The organism is Pantoea sp. Cy-640 (assembly GCF_011752635.1).
GTDB lineage: Bacteria > Pseudomonadota > Gammaproteobacteria > Enterobacterales > Enterobacteriaceae > Pantoea > Pantoea dispersa.
In genome coordinates this window covers 563546-584018 of record NZ_VWXB01000001.1, presented here as the reverse complement: position 1 = coordinate 584018, position 20473 = coordinate 563546, and the positions used below count along the sequence as shown (strand labels likewise).

The following is a 20473-nucleotide window of genomic DNA, read 5'->3' as shown; positions in this document are numbered from 1 at the left end:
AAACTGTCGTGGGTCGTTTTCAGATAACGGACTTCAGTCATGGGTGTTATAAGGCGGGGCGAACCCCGCCAGTCTCCTTAACTGCCAGCGGTGACGCTGTAATCAACATCGGTGATAACCGAAACCGCTGCATCGCGGCGGCGCTGCCAGTTGATCCAGCGTTCCGCACGAACAGCGACGCTGTTTGTCTGGAACATGCTCACCAGCTCGATCGGGGTCGGGGTGATGGAATCGTGCGTTGGAGTGCTCTGCATTTCCAGAGACGCCTCAGTCGAAATGTCGATGGCCACCGCGCCGTCGTCAGCCAGATAGATGTTTGGCGCATCCACCAGGATCAGCGAGTTATCGATGTACTGAGACACGATCACAGGTAGACCGTTGAACGTACCGCCGAACATGGTCATATCCGGATATTCACGCTGACCCAGCGCGTTTTTACGCTGTGACAGGGTCAGGGCGGTAGTGGATGACATCAGCCACACGGCACCTGTTGGTGACAGGTTCGCGTCGATGAACACAGAAAGCGCGGTGTTCGCATCCTGATCCGGGACACCTGTTGACGCAGAAGACGCGGCACCATTGGTGATAGACGCCGGAGACACGCCGTCGACAGCGGTTTTATCCGGGTCGATGAAATCTTCATCCAGACGTTCAATGACCGCATCGGCCAGCGACTGACGCACCAGAGAATCAGCGGATGGAGTGGAAAGACGAATCACCTCGTCAGTCAATACAGCAATCGCGGCAACTTTGGTGAAGCCGAGGGTGATCTGAGAGAAATCGAAGCTGGTCAGCGGTTTCGCTTTACCTTCACCGACCCAGTTCGCCGCACCGCCAGACGTCTGACCCTTAATGCGGACGTTGAACGGAATACGGGTCAGGCCGGGAATGCCACCCGCGCCGAAACGTCCGATGATGGTCTGAGGTCGCAGGAAATCAATGAAGTCGGCGGTGTAATCCTGCACGGTCACAAGATTGCCGGCCCAGTTCGGATCGGAGGTGGAACCCGCGCTGATCAGGTCTTTCATCACAGACTGAAGCTTGATGTCGTCGGGATACTGGTATTTCGCCAGCGTCGCCGCCTCAGACTTCAGGCCTTTGGATGCCGCAAGCAGTTTCGCCATGCGCGCAAAGCCGATGCCTTTTTCAAGCGGTTTTTCAACGTGAATGATATTCGGCGGGGTCACGGCTTTGGTGGTGGTGACGGTGTCTCCACCCGCTGCGGGTTGAACGGGTTTGGCGGTGGTTGCTTTCTGTTGTTCCAGATCGCGCAAACGGTTCAGGTGTGAGTCAAGACTTTTGACCTCACCTGTCAGTTCGTCGTATTTGTCGGTTTCCTCAAGATCGAGGGTGCGACCTTCATCGAAGGCCTTTTGCATCACATCGGCGCGTTCAGCATCAAGCGAAGCACGTTTCGCCTCAAACGATTTAATTTGTTCACCAATATTCATTGGTTTTTCCTTATTCTGAGTAATGGATTTGGTCATGAATGCTGAAGCGCCAGCCGGGGAATTCAAATGAACGACTCTGTGAGTCGGTAAAGCGGGAATTGGCGGTTTGCCAGACGCGGCGCGCAATTCCTGGTCGATGGTCTTCACGTTACTGATCGAGCCTTCTGCGTTGGCGGGAACCGTCACCACAGAAAGCTCGTACCATTCCCATGAAGAGAACCGGATCCCGTCGTCATCGAGATACGAATACTCGATCGGACGAAAACCGATTGAGAGACCCTTCACCAGACCCAGTCGAATCGACTGCCACGCCTCATCGAGACGGGCGGCGAGCTGGCTGGGTGCATCGGCTTGCGCGAGCTGCGCTTTGATTTCAATTCCGGCATCGGTGACGCGCGCGGAAGTGACCTGGCCGATCGGCGAAAGGTGGTCATGCTGCCACAGCAGCGGGATAGGCAAATTGAACTGAGCGCCGTCCGGCATCACGATATCGCCGTACCTGTCAGGTGTCGGCGTGGTCGCGATTCCGGTGATCGTGCGCGTGTTTTCATTCACCGCCTTTAACTGCAACAGACTGACCGCGCGCTGATGGTTCATGGCGAGTCTTCCTGTTGAGAAAAAGCCCGATCGCGGGCTTAGATTGTGAATTTTTTGGGGTGTGTCTCTGTTATGGTGCCGATCTCTCTTTATGAGAGTGTCGGTTTTGACCTGGAGACTGACCTTTGAGAAGAAAAAACAAAGCTTATCGGATGCGGATCATCCGGCCTCGTTTCCACAAACGAGATCTCGTCAGACGTCTTTCGTTTGGGATGATCGGATTTGCGATTGTTCTTGTCTTATTCGCCCTTCTGAAGACGTAAGGAAGTATCATGTTCTCAAAGAGTTATGCCGTTGATCCGAAACATATCGATTTTCAAGGGGTCATGGATGGTCTGTATTACCCCTTCTATTTCGAATGGGCGCGTCATGCGTTTTTGTATGAAGCGCTGGGGATCGACATCGAACAGCTTTTTGAGCAAGGCAAGATGTATGTAGTGCTGGAGTACCAACTGAAATTCAAACACAGCGTGAAGCGAGGCGATCAGGTCGACATCACTTGCGATCTGGAGAAGCATGAAAAATCCACCCGGATTAACGTGATTCAACAGATGACGGTGAACGGTCAGATTGCCGCCGAAGCGACGTTCGTTTGTACCTGTATTGAGCGGGGCCGCCCGAACGTGCCGTTTGAATTACTGAATATGTTAAATTTTAAATAACCCTCAAGGGCGATAACCTCGCCCTTTTCTTTCCATCTGACGACAGGACACGCTATTTATCGAATGAATATTCATAAAATCGTCAACAAACTGAAATCCATTCCTCTTCCCAGACTGAAAAAATACACAGAAATCGACGGCAAGCGTTATTACAAGATTAATAACCATCTTGCCCGAATCGAATTCGATGAAGAACTGGGAATGTTCGTCGGGGTATTTGAGAACATGCGCGCCATGACGTGTTTTTACGTTTACTACGAATCAGATATTCACTCAGCAGGATTAGACGCCCTTCGGAGCTACCTGGCTCACTGTAAGAACAACAATCTGGATCCGTACAAACAACAGAAAGAGACATAAAAAAAAGGGAGCCAGTTGGCTCCCTTTCGTTTATCCCCAAAACCGTTCTGAGTCGTAGCGATACGGATGGACATAAGAGGGTAAGGATTCCGGCACATACTCGCAGTCGAGATACACCGCGCAATTGACGTTCGGCATATGGATAGAGCGACCGCGTTTTACCCCGATGTTATCTAACAGGGTTTCCGTGTGAAATTCGCCGTGTTTGCGCATAATATCGAGGTCAATAATTAAATCTGTCTTATTCATTGTCATCTCCTACTGTGTGAACACGGCGATTGTCAGCGAATAACGAACCTAAAAATTCATAATCCATGCGATTTATTATTTGTGACAATTGCCTTAAGGTTATTTTAATCTTTATTTTCTTCTTTCTAACGCATTGATAACATTATCATCCTGTTGATGATGGTCGTAAGACATCGCCCAGATTAAAGCGATCATCCAGCCGATAACAGTCCACCCTAAGAAAATATTGGTCAACATAATTGCCCAGATATTCAGGCGAAAGCGCAAGATACCGACGAAAGTCGGCAGAAAATACAGAGGTAATAAAATCAAGGTTAAAAAGAGCGAAGTCATCACTTTTCCTCATACAAAAAAACACCTGATGAATCTTTATGTTCATGGTATATATTATGTATATACTACTCAAGTGTTTTTAATGCGTTTAAAGCGCGGATTGTGCTCTTTACAGAAAGAAAAACGGATCCATTCGAGCGGTTACACGTAAAAAATCCCGTAATCTTTTTTGACCGGTCCCGGATTGAGCGCCATGAGCGACACAGCATCAAACAAGGCCATGAGCGGATCGATTTTACCCACCCCACTCGCCTGTTTGGTGATCAGCATGGCATTACTGGACGTCACAACCTTCGCATTTGAAACACACCAGTTCATCAGCGGCTGTTTCGCGTGGATCATGGCACCCTCAGCAAGCTTGCGTTCGGCGGTTTTGATGGCCCCACCTAATCGCCAGCCCTGACTGATCCCAATAATCGACTCCTGAGGAATTCCGGCTTCGACCATCGCATCGAGTAACATTCCGACACCCGCCGGATCCATGCCAACCTTATCGAGTAATCCAGCCTGGTAAATTTGTAAGACCATTTGACTGATCTGTTCAAAATCTTCACCGACCTCGTCAATGATGGTGAAATCACCATCCGTCACAAAGTCGTTCAGGCGGCTCTCCTCGCTTTTGCGACGCTCGATCGCTTTGCGCGTTGCCCAGCCATATGACCAGGTGAGCCAGAGACGGGTTTCTTTACATCGACCGACAACCGTTAAGCCCAGCAAGTCATCGAGACCGCCGCCATCGATGCCCACACAGATCACCTCTGAACGTTTGAGGATAGACTGGAATGAAATCGAGCTATCTTCCTGACCTTGCCAGTAATCGGCACCAGCCCAGCGGTCATTTCGCAGGTTAAGACCGATTTCAATGTTCAGGTGTTTGGCGAGAAATTGCTGATAAGTGCCATCCGTCTTATGACGGTACTTTTTAAACTCGCCTTCGAGCCATTCACGACTGACAGAACGCCCGATATTCGGATTGGTGATGTAAAAATTATCGGGATTCTCATACGCCTTGCTTTCGATCATGTTCTGAGGGAACTCATAAAGAATGCCGAGCGTTTTTTTATCCTCGATTTTTCCATCACGCACATCGCGCCAGTAATCGAGCTTTTGTTTAAAGATACCTGAGGGGGGTTCGTCGCTTTGCGTTGTCAGAAAGATGACCCAGCCTTCATTACGCGAGACCTGACCGCCTAACGCTTCCATAAACATCGATTCGGCTTTCGCGCGCTTACCGAAAATCCAGAGTTCATCAACCAGGATGCGACCTGACTTTTTACCCGATACGGTGTCGGTATCGGCTGCCACCACCTTCAGTGAATTGCGGTTGACGCGATGGGTAATCGTGCGCGTGTGATCCTGAACGTGGAAAATGTCGGTCAGCACATCATCCGATCGAATCATCGCCGCTGCGGGTTTAAAACTGTTGTCGGCGACCTCTTTCGTCGGAGCCAGAATCAGATGTTCTTCGTCCTCGCGCCAGCATAAGATCAGCGCCGTGAGCATAATTCCGGCTGCAATGGTGGATTTCGTGTTTTTCTTACTGATTAACAGCCCGTATTCACGGATTTTCTGATTGCCCGTCTCTGTATCATACCCACCAAAGATAGCCAGAACGAAATCAAACACAAACTGATCGGAACATTCGCCGAATGTCGGCTTGCCGGGTAAGTCAGAAACCCGAAGCTGTTTAAAGATCCCCAATCCCTGATTCGCTATCTCTGGATAAATAGGAGGGGGAATAATCGATTGCTTGTTAATGAGCCTTTCAGCCCAGTCCGGGCAATCTGTACGCCATTCCATATGAAGACCCCAGTAAAGAGACCGCTCAGATTGAGAATCTTTAAGTCGATGCCATGTTAATTTCTGACATTTCTGAATGAGAGAAACATTATGCGTTCGAAACGAATCATTACTGATTTCAAGCTAAAGACGGAATATCAGTCGATGGAAGAAGTCACCCGCCAGCTTGAGCTGGTGAAATTCACCTTAGGGTTATTCTTCGCACCTCTTCCGCTGCCTTATCAGATGGAAATGATCGGCACATTTGAACGCCTGGGCGGCGATTTTAAGGAAATGGCCGATTATTTACGCCAGTTTAAGCAGGAAAAAGACGCGCCTGAGGTCGTTTTAGGCCAGAAACCTAATTGTTAACCACCAGCTTCGGCGGCTGCATCGAGGCAAACGCATTGATCGCCAGTTTCGCCGCGCTGGATTTCTGTTCTTTCTTACCACCCTCACCGATTTTGGCTGACACATACGGCGCAAGCTTCGCGGCGGCATCCAATGACAACTTAGGATCGGTGTAAAGGTTATCGTTCATGATGCGACGCATGACCACCAGCGGATCATCAATCGCGGCTTTCTCAAGAATGCCCTCAGGGATGGTCTCGCTGACGATATCGACTTTCGGAGGGGTCTTCGCCTTCTGAACAGGTTCAATGGAGGGAACAGGTTCAGGATCGGGTTCAACGGGCTGAGGATTTAAGGCTTTGAGACGTTCAATGTAGGCTAACACCTCTTTATTTTTAGAGAGTTCATAGCCTTTATATTTTGCGCTCGCCGCACTGTATCCGGCCTTAATCGCCGCCTTTGTCCGGTGTTCTCCGGTCATCAAGACTTCCGCAAAAGTCCGTTTTTTAGTCGTTAACATGGTTTTTCTCGCTTATTTTTTTGTTGATGCGTGTTTTTTTGCGAATAATTTTGCATGAAACAAGCAGTCGTCGAAGATTTTACCTTTCCGGCTGGATTGAGAAGCGCGACGAAAATAACTCACGCCTTCTCTTGCGCCAATATGACACGCCGTCGAATCAAATCCCAGTTTGGATAATTCTTTTATCAGATGGTCTTCAATAAATTCGATGTGTGTCATTGGATCGTCCTGTTTTCATCGTCGATCCCAGGGAGGGTTAACTGAGAAAGCTTCTTCACTTTCTCTGAAAAAGCCTCAAGCTCTTTTTTCTCTTTTTTGCGGAGCTGCATTAACCCGCTTCCCTTCTGACCGTGCTCACGGAAAGATCGTTGTTCGAGTAATACCAAACGATGTTGATATTCCTCCATCGCTGACGCGTGAAAGTCCTGATCGCTGACAGAAATCTGTATTTCTTCGCTTTTCAGGCGTTCTTCCAGCTCGATCATCCGGTCAAAAACCCTCGCCTGAGCGTCATAATCGTATGACATGGCCATCAAACAGGCCTCACGCTTGGGGAATTTGTATATCTGACGCGAGCTAACAGCTCCCTTACCAGTGGCGAAATTATCATCGGCTAAAAATTTAGCCGATGATAAACCGAGCACTTTCGGCACTTTTTGCAAAAAATTCTTATGCAAAAGCTTTGGGTACTTAGAACAAGGATACTTAATTGCTTCGTCTGAAGCTTTTTGCTCCCGAACCTGATTGATGAAATCCACGACCTCAAGACTTGTCATCGTGGGTACATTTTCAGCAGGAAGAAAAAGAGGATTCATGCTCATATTTTTTCCGTGAAGGGGTTGCACTTTGTGAAAAACAGTCTACGAAAGGCGTGCTGTCGTAGATCGTCTCTCAGGACGAAAAAAAAATTTACGTGATTGGGGGCGAGGTTTAAAAAAGCTTGACTGCACGAACTTTTTCATACCCCCCCCGTCATGTTTTTGAACACCCATCCCCCTGGGTTCTGTAAGTCGTTGAATATCAATGACTTACGTGATGTTTCGAAAGAATTTTGAATGGTTGATCACGGTGATCACAACACGAATTGCTCCAATCGCGTTGAATCTCATTCGTGATTGAACATGCAAGGTTATTGATGACCGGGAATCAGGGCATAAAAAAAGCAGGACAGCTGTCCTGCTTTGCTTACATCACATCGTTAGAGGGAGGATGAGACTCATTATTATTGCCAGAGAATGACAACCAGCGAACATTTCTGACAACAAATGCTCCAGCGGGAGCAAAACGCTTCAACAAAACGATCGAACTTTCGTCTGATTACTTACCGTGTGCCTTAGCAATGTCATCGAAAGATATGCCGATGCCATGCGCACGACCAAAGCCAGCCAGCTGATCACCAATCTTCTTGATCTCACCGTTCACAGCTTTTTCAGTTGTCATGATGAAGTTGCCCGAATCGGTCGCAAGACGAACAGGCGTCGCCGCATCAAAAGCTTTGATCGCCGCATTCATATCATCAGCATTGCGTATCGTTTTTGTTTCAATGTTGTCCATAGCAAAAACCTTTTTCAATGAGCCTTAATAAAGGCTAATTAAGACTGGCTCAGTTAGAGCTTGATAGGATTGTTCAGATGTTTGACCGCGTTCATAAACTCGCGGGTCTTCTGCTCAAGCGTGGCTTCAGGGATCAGAAGAATGTTGTCATTGGCATCTTTAGGATTTGCCACTTTCAACGTTTCGTCTTTACCTGCGTTGACCATGGCTTTAACAAGGTCTTCAGGGCGAGTAAACAGATCATCAGAAAGCATAAGTATTGGCCTTAGCACATTAATGAAAAGGTGTATCTCACTCAGGTATTGAGGAGACGCTATAAAGATAGCACTGACCACTTACTTAAGTTATTGCAATTGTGTGAATCTGAACTTGCTAACGACCGCACACTTTGACACTTCATTGAGTTTGTTTCTTAAGAGTGAGGCGATAAGGTTGAGCGTTTGTCATTCTAAATAAAGAGGAACAGATGATAGTCACCATAGAAATTGATGATGATCTGTATCAGAAGGCGATTGCTTATCTTGATCCGTTAATCAATAAGAATGAGATTTTTCAAGAGGCCATGAAAACGTTTGTTCGCGTTGAAGCTGGGAAACGAATGGCCGCATTAGGAGGAACAATGCCTAACCTAAAAGATGTCCCAAGACGAAGGCCAGAGGATAACGATTAATGTCATTATATTCATCCGATTTTTACGCCTGGGCAATGGAACAATCTCAACTAATAAAAGATCGTCAAAATGAGGCGATAGATATCTTTCATTTAGTCGAAGAGATTGAAGGTCTGGCAAACAGAGAAAGAAAAGCGCTCGAATCATCCATTCGGGTTTTATTAGGTCTTTTGCTGAAGTGGAAAGTCAGAAAGAATGATCGTTACGCTATGTTGAGGTTACTCATTAGAGAACAAAGAATGAGAGTGAATGACGTTCTCGATGACAATCCTAGCTTGCGATCTCAAGTAAATGACATCATCCCTCGCGCTTATCGTTATAGTTCTATATTGGCGATAAAAATGACTGGAGTTGACAGTTTTCCTGAAATTTGCCCGTGGGATTTCTGGGAATTCATGGATCCAGAATTCTGGCCTGAATAATCTTTCTTTTTCTCTGAAATCAAAAAGCCCGGAAAATCCGGGCTTTCTTTTAGAAGTTCTCAATCTGCATCGGGATACCATAGCGTTTAGTGATATCCGCTGTAGAGGAATGTAGCGATTGTAAGAACTGATTGAAATCAACCGCTTTGATGAGCACGAACGATTCTATGTCGGTTGTGAACTTAACAGGTGCGCTTTGCGCGGCGTCAACAATCTTTTTCATCTGATCGTTGATATCGGTTAACGGGAACTCTTCCATCTTTCTCTCCTTTGGTTTAGCTGTATTGGGCAATTACGATTCTGACCAGCTGGTGACAATCACTTGCGCACCACCTGGCGATTTGGCTTTCATATAAATCACGACAGGAGGCCGGATCTCAAGAACGAGACCGAACATCGTATGCCAGACTGTGCTATCAGCGGAATCGGCATAGAGAACCGCACCATATACGGCGGTGACATGCGCACCTGTTGATCCATCGGTGATTTGAATAGCATCTGATGTGAGATCGCGAAGATCGGACATGATAACCTCACGTAATAAAGGTGATTTGAGTAATGTAACGGGCTGACCAGTCCAGGGAGGCTAATGGAATCGCTGCCTGGTCATTCACAAAATCAACCGTGACCGTTGAGTTATCAGAGTAATGAATCACGATCCTGGTGGCATTGTCGGTATTCGTCACAAAGGCAGATGCCGATGGCCGGGTGTTTTGTTCATCCGCGTTATTGAATATCGGTGAGGTCGCAATCGTGCCTTGTTCGAGCTGGGGAGCGGTTGATTGCATGTTTGCATTCGTCAGACGACGGAAGACAGAGGCAACACAGACACCCGCTGGCACCGCTGGCGCTTTCTCATAAAGATAGCTCGAAGAGTTTTCGCGCTGGGTATACCAGCGAAGCTGAGATTCGGTGTCATTGGTAAAGGGCTGAACGACCCTCACCCAATCAGTTGTTGTGCCAGGGTCATTATCTGGGACTAAGAACGCGGCATCGGTTTCGTTATATACCGCGACGTTAATCTTACGCAGTTCAACGGAAATCGTCGGAAACTGACTCACGTTTGAGGCGGCGACAGTCACGGTGGTTCCCTGGGAATACATCCAGTTTCCGTCGACACCTGGCTCGTTGATATTCGTCGCCGCTGAATCGAGGGCGTAATTCGTTGATTCGTCTTCAGGTTCATGACGACCGACCGCGATTCCGTTCTGATATTCGAGTGGCCACTCGTTCTCATTGCTGGTTAAGAGATTGCCGCCCAAATCATAAACGGTGTGCGCCGGTCCGATATAGGTCACGCGAGAATCGAGCGTTTCAGCCAGCATATTAATCGGCGTCGGATCTGGAACCTCAGGCGTTGTGGTGACGGAATCACTGTCACTGATGGCTTCATTACCCATATTGCCGGGATTGACACCTGAACGCACCATCTGACCGCCAACAATATAAGCTTGTGGGGAAATTGGCATAGCATCACCGAATAAAAGGGGCGTGATTGAGGATCATTTCGTCATACAAATCGCGCGAAACAAGGACAACCGAAGTCCCGTCATCACGAAACACCTCAACGGGTTCAGCCTCAGCGTGATCGAGATAGGTTTCAACGTCATCGAGAAAAACGGGTTCAGTAATGGTTTTCATGCTTTCATATCCTGTTTGGTTTTTTTCTTGTGACACCCGTCCTCACCACAGCAAAGAATCTGTGTGTTTGAAATGACGTCCTCACCGCCCTGATAAAGCGGAATAATATGATCCAGTTCGAACCCGGACGGATAATCGGTTAACCGACCACACATCACACAGCGGGGATCGCGTTGCCAGACTTTGAAACGGCGTTTTTGTAAGGTCACGCCCGTTATCCGATTATCGGCAATCGTCATCGTTTTCAGGCGATGTGGATTGAGATTCGACAATCGGGGTTTCAATGTTGTCAGTCTGGCCACCGTTCGATGCCCTCATGTAAGCGCCACGCTTTTCTTCGTTCTGTGCGTTTATGTCCATCAGGATGACGTTCAACCACATCGAGATCGGCATGTTCCACCAGCGAAAACGCCGGATAGATCACCTTGCCCTTATTGACATCACTTATCGCATAATCCGCGCCTTTATTCGGATTCCAGTTCAGCAACATCCGTTTCAGGAAAGCGGGTGGAATCGAATAACAGACACCGTGAATCAGACGATTCATCCAGATGTAATCGGTTCGAAACTTATCGGTATCAATCAGCCGCATCGCGATTTCTAACTGACGGTGCGGCGGTCTTCCGGTGCCCAGATAAAACGAAACCACATTGTCAGGGAATCGGTCTAACCAGCTTTCAGCCAGATGTTCAAAGCCATTAACAGGCAAAGCATCATCTTCGAGCACGATCACGCGTTTCGATTGGGTCGCTGCCCATTCTAACGCGCGACGGTGATTCCAGTTGCTGCCATGACGCTCTTCATCAATAAAGAGACGGGCATTCAATCGTTCACCGAGCGCATTGGCGCTATCACGTCGGGAATGATGCCCCACGACACAAAAGTTTATTTGTGCTGCCAAAATGCGTATTCCCTTCCAATTCCGTTTGATTTAAACACCGTGTGAACAGAAGGACCGGTAATCAGCCGATCCTCATGACGATAACCCACCATGCCGAACGCAATCATATCGCCCACAGAAAACGGCTTTTTGCGCTTATCCCAGAAGTTATGCGATTCCACATTTGAATAAATGCGGAGGATAGAATGCGCAAACATCATGACATCCTCACGCGAACCGCCTAGCAATCCGGCGTTCAGCATCACATCATTCGTATGACTGGCAATAAACGCCTGATATTGCGGCTCAGGGTGGTGATGAATCGCCCAGTTATCGGCGTAAGTTTTCGGCTCGCTCCCGACATAGATTTTCCCCTCGATCATGACATCCCAGGGTTCACGAAGCATTTCGACATCGGTTCCATCTGTACACCAGACTTTATCAATCTCAGGGTGGACGCGAAGGTATTGCCAGACGTGAAACCAACGCAGGAAATAAATGTTCATGCTCGATTCACTGACGCGAACCAGTTCAGCGCCTTTCGGTGCCTCTAACAGCTGGTCAGCCATCACCACCGCTTTCGCGCCTGAAATCGAGCTTGCCCAGGCGCTCAAGGCATCAGGATTCGACTCTAAGCGTTTATTTCGCTGTGGATCTGGATAGGCCGTCAGATAACTGGTGATAACCACATGATGTTTATCGCGCAGTGGCACAAATCCGGCATATTCATTATCACGACGATGATTATAAATACCGACATTACGCCGAACCTGTTGATCGCGTTCAGCACGATTAAGTGAACGCTTAATGCTCATGTGTTCATCGAGCGAATAAATCAGTCGACTTGAACCCACAATATCCGCAAAGGCCCAACTGGTTAATCCAGCGTGATAAATGCGAAGGGCTAAATCCGCATGTTCATACATACCACGCTGATAAACCGGGTCAAACCCACCGACCGCCTCAATCGCGGAACGATGGTAATACAACATCACGCCGCGCTGGCCTGTATAGGCGATGTGTTTTTCATCCTGATAGAGAACGGATAAGTCACGTAATTTGATGTTAATCGCCAGATCCAGAAACTGATAAGACAGATGCACCTCTGGCGATTCAATGTAAGGCTTTTCCCAGTCGTGAGAGATTGGCCATGCGTCGTCATCAAATAAAAACAGCTGTTCACACCCTGCATCGAGCAAAGACACCAGACTCGCATTTTTGGCGGCAACAATCCCGCGAGACTGCTCAAAGCGAATCAGCTCAACTGAATCCGGCACCACTGCCGGAATCGTGGAGCCGTCATCAACCACCACCAGCTTCGCACCAGATGGCAAAAATTTAAGGTGGTATTCCAGCGCCTTTTGAAGGGTGTCAGGTCGGTTATGGGTCGTGATGGCCACACCGATTTTTGACACCTCCCGAACGTTAGGCGTGAACCGAACGCCATTAATGACGACTTCCATTCTCTTTCCTGACATTAGGCGTGATTATTGGCAAGGTAATCGAGGAACACGATAAAAGTGGCCAGATCGATATCCATCGGTTCAGTCAGCTCATTTTCTTTTTCATCCTCGTCATGCGGCACATAACGAAGATTCAGAAAATAATGGCCGTCTTTCGGTGCCATTTCAGTTAACACGTCTTTGAGCTTGTTGAACAGCTCGTTGTGTTCGTCGCTGATCGGGCCATCGGCATCGAACATTTCGACATGAAAGCGTTCGTGATTGGTGCGAAGAATCGATTTCAGGCCGTCTTTGCCTACCGTTTTCTTTTGACGCCCTTTCACATTGATGCGTGCTGGAAGCGGAATCGGGAATTCGGTAAAGCCGTTGATCCCGGCGTCGGTGATCTCACCATTTTCGTTATAAACAGCCCAATGTAACGGAGTATTTAAACGTGTGTACCCGTCAGGGCTGAATTCAATTTCTAAGTCGTATTTTAATGTGTCGGGCATCAGGGTTTTACTCATTAAGGTAGTGAGCTTTAAGGGATATCAAAGATAAAAAAGAGTCTCAATGACTTGAGTATTATTTCGCACGGTTTGACACGACTTTACAGATTGAGAAACTACTCTTTGCACTCCGAATAACCACTTAAGGATTTGAAATGCCAGTCATCTTAACTCCTCACCCAGGCGAAGAGATAAAGCGAATGTTGAGATTGCTGAATGTGAATCACAACAGGCTCGCGAATGACATCGGTGAATCGAGCGTTCTGATTGACCGCCTGATCCGGCGTAAAACCCAACTGACGCCGAATCTTGCCATCAAGATCGCCAAAGCAATCAGCACTACACCAGAGGCATTAATGGAAATGCAGGCCAGACACGATATCTCACGCGCGCGTCGGCATGAAAACGCTGAATCTGTGCCGATCTACCCGCTGCCGAAAAGCGAAGACGATCGCTCAGAATGAGCAATTCCTAACCTGAGTTCAGGTAAAGTCACTTCCGGTATTATTAGGGAGTGACTTTTTTTATGCCTGAAAACCTTCATCCACATCCGGGATTGATTCTTAAATGCCGTTTAAGGGAAAAAGGGATCCCCTTTTTTGACCTGGGCGAAAGGGTCGATTTCGATGAAAACAAACTCAAGGACGTCATCGACATGAAAAGGCCAATGTGTCTGTTGCTTTGTGAAAAGCTCTCACGATTTTTCGGCGATGAACTCAGTTTCTGGATAAAGCTTCAGATCAACTATGAACTGAGTCTGGTGGCCTACGAAACCAGTTATCCCAAAGACATCGAAATCGATCCCATGCAATCACCCTTACCGGATCGATTTGGATGAGTAAGGGTGTTCCGGGCGCTGAATGGTGTAAATCATATCGACAAACGCGATAGCGGAAATCACCGATAACAACCCGACCTGAGCGTTTCCTTCCTCAAGCAACGCTTTTGCCTGTAAAAGCTCGTTTCTGACCATCGCGAGCTTTTTCTTTTCAGATTCACGCATCACACTCTCCTTTCAGAATCCCAACGCATCATTTAACCGATCAAGCAGCGTTTGCACAGTCGGAGAGATTGTCTTTCCGGCCAGCGCCACCTGTTGCGCATAATCGAGGATTTTTTCACACCGATCTTTGCTGGTTATAATTCGGGAAATATTCAACAAAATCCGGTTTGCGGTTCGCTTGAAATCGTTCGCGAGCTTTTCCTCAAGGGTGACAGCAATAATATCGTTGATGAATCGGTGATTCTGAAGAATGGGTTCGAGGCGTCGAATGTTCTGAATCAGGCGAATCTGTGCGGTGGTCGGGGCATGTTCAGCAAACCCGATCAGATAGATGGCATCGATCAGGATAATACCGAAAATGATATCTTGTTCATCGCGGGTTACATTTCCAGGCGAATCATACATACTTGCTCCTTCAGGTAGTTGGTCATTGACTTAACGATTTACCCTGAAAGATAAAGCAGTTTTTGAAAAACGATTCCTAGTCTGTGCGATTGCGAAGATAATAATCGATGTCCAGATCGAGACAATCCGCCAGTTCCTGAGCAATAATCTCTTCAGATTCAGTCATATCGCTGTCTGATTCCGCGATATCGAAATAAAGCGTCATCAGACGATGTGATCGTTCTTTATCATCAGGAAGTTGCTCAAGCGAGTAAAAGATATTGTCGAGCGCACTGTGATAATCGCGTTCGAGTTCCGCTTTCTGGCGTTCAGCAAGCTTGCGAGACACAAACCGCGCATCACCTTCTAACCCCATGGCCTCAAAAATGTCATTCAGCATTTCTTTCTGATTCTCGTTGTATTCGCCATTGGCAAACACAGCAAGATACATGACTTTTAAGGAAGCGATCAGCTCGTTAAGGGTCAGTTCAGCCGGAATGTCCACGTTCAACTCCTAGTGTTGCATGAAACAAAGAATTATGATGTAATCATGTTTCATGTTACACGAAAGGAGAATGAAACATGCAATCTACAAGTCGCGTTCAGAAACATCGCGATGCGATGCGGAAAGCCGGAATGAGGCCGATCCAAATCTGGGTTCCTGATACACGTCGAGCTGATTTTGTCGAAACCTGTCGTCGTCAGGCATTGAATATAGCTAAAGCTGAAAACGATCCTGAGTTAGACAGTCTTTTAGAGAGAAGCCTGAATGAAATTGAGGGTTGGGACTGGTGAAAAGAGGAGATATCGTTTCTGTCGCCTCTAACGATGGCGAATTTATCAATAAACCTAGACCAGCACTAATCATTCAGTCTGACAACTTTAATCCATTTAATTCGGTGGTCATTTTGCCCATAACTGGCACGGAATTTAAAGACAGTGATATTTTCCGTGTTGAGCTGGCACCCGATGAAGTGAACAACCTTCGAAAAAAATCGTGGGTAATGATTGATAAAATCAACACTGTTCACAAACATCATCTTGGTGAAGTATTTGGTCAAATTGACCACGCTAAAATGATTGAGGTTGAGCGCTCATTAACTGTGATGTTAGGTATCGGTTAAGTTTTGCCCCGTTTATCGGGGCTTTTTTGTCTGCATCAGAACATAAAGAACTCCGAGCAAAACCGCATCAGAGACGCCAGAGGCGATATTACCCAGAAAATGAAAGATGATGAAAAACGCCAGAAAACCCACGAAATACACTTTATCAGGATATTTATTCAAGATGGTTTTCCAGTCGCAGACCTAACACCAGTGCGATTTGTTCCAGCACTTTCATTTCTGATTTTTCAATCTCGCCATCTGCCTCCGCAATCGCGACGGCGACATCGAGCACATCTTCAGCCTCACGCTGATCGCCCTTCACGTCCTCAATTTCACGCAAAGCAGCGCGACGACCGATTTTGAAATCCGTCTCCAGCAAATTCACGATTCGACTGGAGATCTCAGCCAGCTCAGAGGTGAAATTGTAGAGAACGGGATTCGTTTTCAGAACCTGGTCGATTTTGGCACGTTCCAGCGCATCGCAATTGCCGTCAGCATAGGCCACCAGCCAGGCGGCATTGACGACCGCCTGAGCGAGATCGCGCTTGTCAAATTTGGTGATGTCAGTGGTCATGCGCTTTGCGCGCTTTTTCAAAAATCCGAACATGGGTTTTCCTTTTAGGGGTGAGTCAGTGCCCAGGAGAACACCCACAGAGAGAGACAGGCGAACCCACCTGACTCACCCCGAAAAGGCTCTCTGAATGGTTCGCTTGGGCAAAGCGAGGGTAAAAAAAAAGCCTGAACAAAACGTTCAGGCCTGTCGATAGGTCTACAAATATACTGAGGAATCACACCACGCGTATCAGTAAGGTTTTACCGAGAGCTGTGAGCGCTTTTTGTATTGTGTCAATTTTTGTGGTGTGACTCAAATTGAATATGCGGGTAATTTCCTGTCGCGGAAGATTGAGCATTTTGGCGAGGTCGGTCTGGGAAACGTTCTGTTCTATTACCTCGTTGAGCAACATCACTTTCGCGGCGATGGAACAGGGGATTTCGATCGTCTCGTCTCCGCCGTTTGAGGGTAATGGGATCGGGACTCGATGACAGAAAAATTCATCGAAGACGGCGATCAATGCATCTTGACAGCTGGTCAAGGCTTCCGTTTTCGTGATGCCGTATCCTTGCGCTTCCTGCAAGTCACGACAGAACACGATAAACCCACAGCTGGTGGCCATCACATCAACAGGATAACGCATTGCTTAATCACCGAATCAGTTATGAAGCCGGGATTGTAAGCAGAAAATCTTCTCGAAAACCACACAATTTGAGCAAAAAAAACCCCTGAATCCTCAGGGGTGCAAAGTCTGCAAATGCTACGGTAGGTTTTCACTTTTTCGAACATCCATCAGGTCACAAAGTTAAATTCATCAGAATACAAATTTAACGCTTTGCAAAGCCCTGAAAGAATATCGATTTTCTCTGGAGGGATTTCTTTATTGGATTTCACGACATCAAGCGCCATGTTAACGATTTCGGTGGCCTCTTCATGTTCCAGGTCGAGTCGTGTCAGTTCGGTTAACAATGCCTCTTCGGCATGTTCAGGATTGTTCTCTAACTGTGCTTTCAATTCATCAAGTGCTTCAAGAGAAAAATCGGTTTGGTCATACATCCGTTCGGACTGGTGGATCTGAATGTAAATTTCTTCAAGTTCATTTTCAGTGGGTTTGCCGTTAATCATGCTGACAAGACTCATAGACGCGACGGCAGCAAAAGCGAACTTTTGATCATGATTCAATAAGGGTTCCATAAACTCACTCTCACACATTGGTTATTATTAACAGAACTGCGATTTGTTGCGCAATTCTATCTTTGTCGTGTTATGGCGACCTGTGCAATTTTGCAATTAACTGAAGATCAAAAAATAACCACTTCAAAATGAACTTATTATCCCGTACCGAATAATAAAAAATAAACCGCTCAATTTAATACGTTTTAAAAAATGGCGTCAGTAAACTGGATCTCGATGGTCGTGAGATCGTCGCTATCGTTATCCACAATGTGAAACATTTAGGCCGTCAGGATGACGGCCATTTTTTTGCCCGTCAAAAGATGGGTTCTCTCTCACCCATTCCCACACACACGAGGAAGGAATCCCTGACAGTCGGTTCGGCAGAACAACATGATGGATACCACAACGAAAGAATGAGGAGAGAGAAGAGTCGAAAGTTTGCATATCAACCGGGCTAACGGCGGAGTTCTCACTTTCTGTATTCAGATTATGCCGTTTGTGCCAAAACCGCAAGACGTACAATGAATAAACCGCTCGAATTGATACGTTATTGCGTAATTGCCTTAAACAGGGAATTCGCCACCGATTCCGCTTTATGACATTCCGACACCAGTTCATCGATAATCGGCTTCACGCGACGAAAAAACGTGCGACGCGAAAACTCAGGATTGATTTTCATCACCCCGGCCATCAATTGCGTCACTTTCACTTTCTTGTACCCTTTCCCCTCACATTTGGAACAGGGTTTATCGACAGGCATATTCAGCGCTTTGCTGGCTTTCACATCGCGCACCATGCCGCGACCGTGACAATACGGACACCGTGACCCGGCATCCTCAGCGGTGCGGCAATAAGTTTCGAACGCAAAGAGGGAAATCAGATAGGAAAGCTGTTGACGCTTTCGACCCGGCAGCGCGTTAAACGTGCGCCAGCCCATCAGCCGTTTACGTGCGATTTTCATCAGAAAACCGACGGCTTTGTTTTTTTCGTTCTGGCTGACACCCATTTTGCCAAAGAACGCCGCCATACCAAATCCTTCTTGAGCCTGTGCCAGTCCGATCGCGGCGAGCACCTCCGGCGCACGTAAAGCGTCATTACTCGTTGAGGGAACGTCATCGGTAATCCTTAAGGATTTGGGATAATGAAACCGAAGGGTTTTTTCGAGATTCATATGAACTGTTTTCCTTTCCGTAGTGATAAAAGGTGATCGCCGCGCCGTTTAAAGACATCCGCAATGCGAATCAGATCCGGGATGGAATGTCGGTGAAACACATTATCCACCTCTAACCGGATAACGATAGAGAGACCGAAGCGCTTAATCAGCCCTTTTCTGAGCTGAGGAATGTTCCCGGATAACTCTCTGTTGCAGTGCCAGCAGCAGGTAACACAATTAAAGACATTGAATCGCAGGTGAGAGGCCGAACCGCGAGAGCGGTAATGACTGGCATCCACAAAGGCTCCCGATTTGTTGGGATTGTTATCGTTGAGTTGACAGCCGCAAGCGTGACAAGCCCGACCCTGATCCCGAATGCGTATATAGCGATTAAACGCATTCTGAGCGGCTTTGTTATATTCAGACCAGGTCTTTTGTTGGGTGTGGGATTGAGCGCGTGAAAGACGGCGTTCCGCGCGCGCTTTATGCCGTTCATCCTGAAGACGGTTCCAGGCAAGCGCACAACGGTAGTTGCCGCAAACGTGCTGTGTTGTCATCCAGGGCACAAAGGATGCATTGCAAATCGGACAAATTTTTTCTTTAGCGTAAGCGATCATCAAGATTCCTCGTTTCAGAAATCAGAATGTCGCGGATGATCGGAGAAAAGCCAGCCTGAGCTGGCTAAAAGTGAAAACTTAATTCCAGAGATTATTAATATAAGCGCGGTTCGATCGTGGCACGAATTTTGACACAGGCAAAAAAGCGCTCACGATAAAAAATCGCGGATCCGATGTCAGGTGTTTTTCTGTCGTCACCCCGCGCTTTGCGTAATCGCGTATCAGGCTGTTCGCCTCCACCTCATTCATCGGATAATGTTCAAACCAGGATTTTTTCACGTTAGTCCCTCACAGTTCGGATAAGTTGATCGAAGGTGAAAACTTTGGATTGCTCACGGCATGAATTCACTATGTCATCATACTGACGTTTGTGTTCCTTCGTTCGAACCTGAGGTTTGCGCGGAATATAGTGAGAACCAAATTTCGGATGAAGTGCCGCGATACGGTATTCCGTCGGGAAATTGCGTACCAGCTGGCGGCGCAACGTGCCGATTTTGAACAAGCGGAAAAAGACATCTTTCAATAAATAATACGGAATGTAACTCCGACAGACCTGATAAACGTCCTCGATTGAGCCTTTATCAAACTTTGTCAGAAAATCCATAATGAGGGCTTCGACCTCTTTAATCTGCTCAGGATCCACGTTTTCCATGATTTTTGACCTTCAACAGTTTTTCACCCGCCTCTTCGAGCGCAAGTGAAACATCGTGTAATTTGAATTGCGCCGTTTTAATTCGGGCGCGCGTATTCACCTCTTCCCGCTTGAGATTTTCAAGGCTTTCCGTGCGGCGTTTTATTTCTGAACGCAGGTGACGAAGATCCCAGTCGAGACGCGTTTCACGTTTGGCGATGGAGAGCACATAATCGAACGTATCGAGGGCCGCACCACACAAACGACAGCTGATTGAACGCTCATACTCAGACACAAGGATATTCGTATGAGGGCAATAACGCGCCGTCTCCCTTCGCTCTTCCTCAACGAAATTTTTCATTTCGTTGATATCAGCATTCGGATCAGACCGATCCCAGAGGCTGATGACGTTGTCAGAATCACTCGTCAA

At 47.3% G+C, this 20473-nt stretch carries 36 protein-coding genes; 9 read left to right on the top strand and 27 right to left on the bottom strand.

Annotation, left to right across the window (positions count from 1 at the left end; translation table 11 throughout):
* Positions 1–77: 77 nt before the first annotated feature.
* Positions 78–2048, bottom strand: coding sequence for a phage major capsid protein (locus tag F3J36_RS03005; RefSeq protein ID WP_166718875.1), 1971 nt, complete (start codon positions 2046–2048; stop codon positions 78–80).
* A gap of 272 nt (positions 2049–2320) precedes the next feature.
* Between F3J36_RS03005 and F3J36_RS03000 the strand changes: the two genes are divergently transcribed.
* Complete coding sequence (locus F3J36_RS03000; RefSeq protein WP_166718874.1) at positions 2321–2710, top strand: thioesterase family protein; 390 nt, start codon at positions 2321–2323, stop codon at positions 2708–2710.
* Between the two features lie 63 nt (positions 2711–2773).
* Complete coding sequence (locus F3J36_RS02995; protein ID WP_166718873.1) at positions 2774–3070, top strand: hypothetical protein; 297 nt, start codon at positions 2774–2776, stop codon at positions 3068–3070.
* A 30-nt stretch (positions 3071–3100) separates the two neighbouring features.
* On the opposite strand, the gene F3J36_RS02990 is transcribed toward F3J36_RS02995, so the two are convergent.
* The 3 genes from F3J36_RS02990 to F3J36_RS02980 all read right to left on the bottom strand — a co-directional run bounded on the left by F3J36_RS02990 (position 3101) and on the right by F3J36_RS02980 (position 5452).
* Positions 3101–3319 (bottom strand): hypothetical protein, encoded by a 219-nt coding sequence (locus F3J36_RS02990; RefSeq protein ID WP_166718872.1) that lies wholly within the window; start codon positions 3317–3319, stop codon positions 3101–3103.
* Positions 3320–3430: 111 nt separating this feature from the next.
* The gene (locus F3J36_RS02985) at positions 3431–3652 is read right to left on the bottom strand and encodes a superinfection immunity protein (protein ID WP_166718871.1); all 222 of its coding nucleotides are present in this window, start codon (positions 3650–3652) and stop codon (positions 3431–3433) included.
* 141 nt (positions 3653–3793) lie between these two features.
* A complete protein-coding gene (locus F3J36_RS02980; RefSeq protein ID WP_166718870.1) occupies positions 3794–5452 on the bottom strand; it encodes a terminase large subunit in 1659 nt (552 codons plus the stop codon).
* A 90-nt stretch (positions 5453–5542) separates the two neighbouring features.
* Here F3J36_RS02980 and F3J36_RS02975 point away from each other — a divergent pair, with 90 nt between their 5' ends.
* Complete coding sequence (locus F3J36_RS02975; protein ID WP_166718869.1) at positions 5543–5803, top strand: hypothetical protein; 261 nt, start codon at positions 5543–5545, stop codon at positions 5801–5803.
* On the opposite strand, the gene F3J36_RS02970 is transcribed toward F3J36_RS02975, so the two are convergent.
* The 5 genes from F3J36_RS02970 to F3J36_RS02950 all read right to left on the bottom strand — a co-directional run bounded on the left by F3J36_RS02970 (position 5793) and on the right by F3J36_RS02950 (position 8110).
* On the bottom strand, positions 5793–6302 hold the full coding sequence (locus F3J36_RS02970; RefSeq protein ID WP_166718868.1) for a terminase small subunit: 510 nt from the start codon (positions 6300–6302) through the stop codon (positions 5793–5795). The two genes, F3J36_RS02975 and F3J36_RS02970, sit on opposite strands and share 11 nt — an antisense overlap.
* A 12-nt stretch (positions 6303–6314) precedes the next feature.
* The gene (locus F3J36_RS02965; protein WP_166718867.1) at positions 6315–6521 is read right to left on the bottom strand and encodes a hypothetical protein; all 207 of its coding nucleotides are present in this window, start codon (positions 6519–6521) and stop codon (positions 6315–6317) included.
* Complete coding sequence (locus F3J36_RS02960) at positions 6518–7123, bottom strand: Rha family transcriptional regulator (protein ID WP_166718866.1); 606 nt, start codon at positions 7121–7123, stop codon at positions 6518–6520. The genes F3J36_RS02965 and F3J36_RS02960 overlap by 4 nt, the downstream gene beginning before the upstream one ends.
* A gap of 496 nt (positions 7124–7619) precedes the next feature.
* Positions 7620–7856, bottom strand: coding sequence for a hypothetical protein (locus tag F3J36_RS02955; protein WP_166718865.1), 237 nt, complete (start codon positions 7854–7856; stop codon positions 7620–7622).
* Between the two features lie 53 nt (positions 7857–7909).
* The gene (locus F3J36_RS02950) at positions 7910–8110 is read right to left on the bottom strand and encodes a hypothetical protein (RefSeq protein ID WP_166718864.1); all 201 of its coding nucleotides are present in this window, start codon (positions 8108–8110) and stop codon (positions 7910–7912) included.
* Between the two features lie 212 nt (positions 8111–8322).
* On the opposite strand from F3J36_RS02950, the gene F3J36_RS02945 reads away from it, so the two are divergent.
* Positions 8323–8526 (top strand): type II toxin-antitoxin system VapB family antitoxin, encoded by a 204-nt coding sequence (locus tag F3J36_RS02945; protein WP_166718863.1) that lies wholly within the window; start codon positions 8323–8325, stop codon positions 8524–8526.
* Positions 8526–8948 (top strand): DUF29 domain-containing protein, encoded by a 423-nt coding sequence (locus F3J36_RS02940; RefSeq protein ID WP_166718862.1) that lies wholly within the window; start codon positions 8526–8528, stop codon positions 8946–8948. Before F3J36_RS02945 ends, F3J36_RS02940 begins: the two co-directional genes overlap by 1 nt.
* A 49-nt stretch (positions 8949–8997) precedes the next feature.
* On the opposite strand, the gene F3J36_RS02935 is transcribed toward F3J36_RS02940, so the two are convergent.
* The 8 genes from F3J36_RS02935 to F3J36_RS02900 are packed head-to-tail and all read right to left on the bottom strand — an operon-like array spanning position 8998 to position 13438.
* Entirely contained in the window at positions 8998–9207 is a 210-nt protein-coding gene (locus F3J36_RS02935; RefSeq protein ID WP_166718861.1) for a hypothetical protein, read from the bottom strand.
* A 33-nt stretch (positions 9208–9240) separates the two neighbouring features.
* On the bottom strand, positions 9241–9474 hold the full coding sequence (locus tag F3J36_RS02930) for a hypothetical protein (protein WP_166718860.1): 234 nt from the start codon (positions 9472–9474) through the stop codon (positions 9241–9243).
* A 7-nt stretch (positions 9475–9481) separates the two neighbouring features.
* Positions 9482–10417: a hypothetical protein gene (locus tag F3J36_RS02925; protein WP_166718859.1), complete on the bottom strand. Its 936-nt coding sequence runs from the start codon at positions 10415–10417 to the stop codon at positions 9482–9484.
* 4 nt (positions 10418–10421) lie between these two features.
* The gene (locus tag F3J36_RS02920; protein WP_166718858.1) at positions 10422–10589 is read right to left on the bottom strand and encodes a hypothetical protein; all 168 of its coding nucleotides are present in this window, start codon (positions 10587–10589) and stop codon (positions 10422–10424) included.
* On the bottom strand, positions 10586–10828 hold the full coding sequence (locus tag F3J36_RS02915) for an HNH endonuclease (RefSeq protein WP_166718857.1): 243 nt from the start codon (positions 10826–10828) through the stop codon (positions 10586–10588). Before F3J36_RS02915 ends, F3J36_RS02920 begins: the two co-directional genes overlap by 4 nt.
* A 50-nt stretch (positions 10829–10878) precedes the next feature.
* The gene (locus F3J36_RS02910; RefSeq protein ID WP_166719120.1) at positions 10879–11493 is read right to left on the bottom strand and encodes a hypothetical protein; all 615 of its coding nucleotides are present in this window, start codon (positions 11491–11493) and stop codon (positions 10879–10881) included.
* Entirely contained in the window at positions 11475–12932 is a 1458-nt protein-coding gene (locus F3J36_RS02905; protein WP_166718856.1) for a glycosyltransferase family 2 protein, read from the bottom strand. The genes F3J36_RS02910 and F3J36_RS02905 overlap by 19 nt, the downstream gene beginning before the upstream one ends.
* A 14-nt stretch (positions 12933–12946) precedes the next feature.
* Complete coding sequence (locus tag F3J36_RS02900) at positions 12947–13438, bottom strand: hypothetical protein (protein WP_166718855.1); 492 nt, start codon at positions 13436–13438, stop codon at positions 12947–12949.
* 137 nt (positions 13439–13575) lie between these two features.
* Between F3J36_RS02900 and F3J36_RS02895 the strand changes: the two genes are divergently transcribed.
* Positions 13576–13884 carry a HigA family addiction module antitoxin gene (locus tag F3J36_RS02895; protein ID WP_166718854.1) on the top strand — a complete coding sequence of 103 codons (309 nt, stop codon included), beginning with the start codon at positions 13576–13578 and terminating at the stop codon, positions 13882–13884.
* Positions 13885–13946: 62 nt separating this feature from the next.
* Positions 13947–14258 carry a hypothetical protein gene (locus tag F3J36_RS02890; RefSeq protein WP_166718853.1) on the top strand — a complete coding sequence of 104 codons (312 nt, stop codon included), beginning with the start codon at positions 13947–13949 and terminating at the stop codon, positions 14256–14258.
* Here F3J36_RS02890 and F3J36_RS02885 read toward each other — a convergent pair.
* From F3J36_RS02885 to F3J36_RS02875, 3 genes are all read right to left on the bottom strand, one after another.
* On the bottom strand, positions 14238–14423 hold the full coding sequence (locus F3J36_RS02885) for a hypothetical protein (RefSeq protein ID WP_166718852.1): 186 nt from the start codon (positions 14421–14423) through the stop codon (positions 14238–14240). The two genes, F3J36_RS02890 and F3J36_RS02885, sit on opposite strands and share 21 nt — an antisense overlap.
* A 12-nt stretch (positions 14424–14435) precedes the next feature.
* Positions 14436–14828, bottom strand: a complete 393-nt coding sequence (locus tag F3J36_RS02880; protein ID WP_166718851.1) for a hypothetical protein — start codon at positions 14826–14828, stop codon at positions 14436–14438.
* Between the two features lie 76 nt (positions 14829–14904).
* The gene (locus F3J36_RS02875) at positions 14905–15312 is read right to left on the bottom strand and encodes a TerB family tellurite resistance protein (RefSeq protein ID WP_166718850.1); all 408 of its coding nucleotides are present in this window, start codon (positions 15310–15312) and stop codon (positions 14905–14907) included.
* A 77-nt stretch (positions 15313–15389) separates the two neighbouring features.
* Between F3J36_RS02875 and F3J36_RS02870 the strand changes: the two genes are divergently transcribed.
* Together F3J36_RS02870 and F3J36_RS02865 are read left to right on the top strand one after the other, a co-directional pair.
* Positions 15390–15602 carry an antitoxin MazE family protein gene (locus tag F3J36_RS02870; protein WP_166718849.1) on the top strand — a complete coding sequence of 71 codons (213 nt, stop codon included), beginning with the start codon at positions 15390–15392 and terminating at the stop codon, positions 15600–15602.
* Positions 15599–15931: a type II toxin-antitoxin system PemK/MazF family toxin gene (locus F3J36_RS02865; protein WP_166718848.1), complete on the top strand. Its 333-nt coding sequence runs from the start codon at positions 15599–15601 to the stop codon at positions 15929–15931. Before F3J36_RS02870 ends, F3J36_RS02865 begins: the two co-directional genes overlap by 4 nt.
* 154 nt (positions 15932–16085) lie before the next feature.
* Here F3J36_RS02865 and F3J36_RS02860 read toward each other — a convergent pair whose 3' ends face one another.
* From F3J36_RS02860 to F3J36_RS02830, 7 genes are all read right to left on the bottom strand, one after another.
* On the bottom strand, positions 16086–16520 hold the full coding sequence (locus F3J36_RS02860; protein WP_166718847.1) for a tellurite resistance TerB family protein: 435 nt from the start codon (positions 16518–16520) through the stop codon (positions 16086–16088).
* Between the two features lie 181 nt (positions 16521–16701).
* The gene (locus F3J36_RS02855) at positions 16702–17109 is read right to left on the bottom strand and encodes a type II toxin-antitoxin system HicB family antitoxin (RefSeq protein ID WP_166718846.1); all 408 of its coding nucleotides are present in this window, start codon (positions 17107–17109) and stop codon (positions 16702–16704) included.
* Between the two features lie 149 nt (positions 17110–17258).
* Positions 17259–17648 (bottom strand): hypothetical protein, encoded by a 390-nt coding sequence (locus tag F3J36_RS02850; protein ID WP_166718845.1) that lies wholly within the window; start codon positions 17646–17648, stop codon positions 17259–17261.
* Between the two features lie 541 nt (positions 17649–18189).
* Positions 18190–18813 carry an antitermination protein gene (locus F3J36_RS02845; protein ID WP_166718844.1) on the bottom strand — a complete coding sequence of 208 codons (624 nt, stop codon included), beginning with the start codon at positions 18811–18813 and terminating at the stop codon, positions 18190–18192.
* Positions 18810–19412 carry a recombination protein NinG gene (locus F3J36_RS02840; protein ID WP_166718843.1) on the bottom strand — a complete coding sequence of 201 codons (603 nt, stop codon included), beginning with the start codon at positions 19410–19412 and terminating at the stop codon, positions 18810–18812. The genes F3J36_RS02845 and F3J36_RS02840 overlap by 4 nt, the downstream gene beginning before the upstream one ends.
* A 280-nt stretch (positions 19413–19692) precedes the next feature.
* The gene (locus F3J36_RS02835) at positions 19693–20064 is read right to left on the bottom strand and encodes a hypothetical protein (protein ID WP_166718842.1); all 372 of its coding nucleotides are present in this window, start codon (positions 20062–20064) and stop codon (positions 19693–19695) included.
* A complete protein-coding gene (locus tag F3J36_RS02830; RefSeq protein WP_205298837.1) occupies positions 20045–20473 on the bottom strand; it encodes a hypothetical protein in 429 nt (142 codons plus the stop codon). Before F3J36_RS02830 ends, F3J36_RS02835 begins: the two co-directional genes overlap by 20 nt.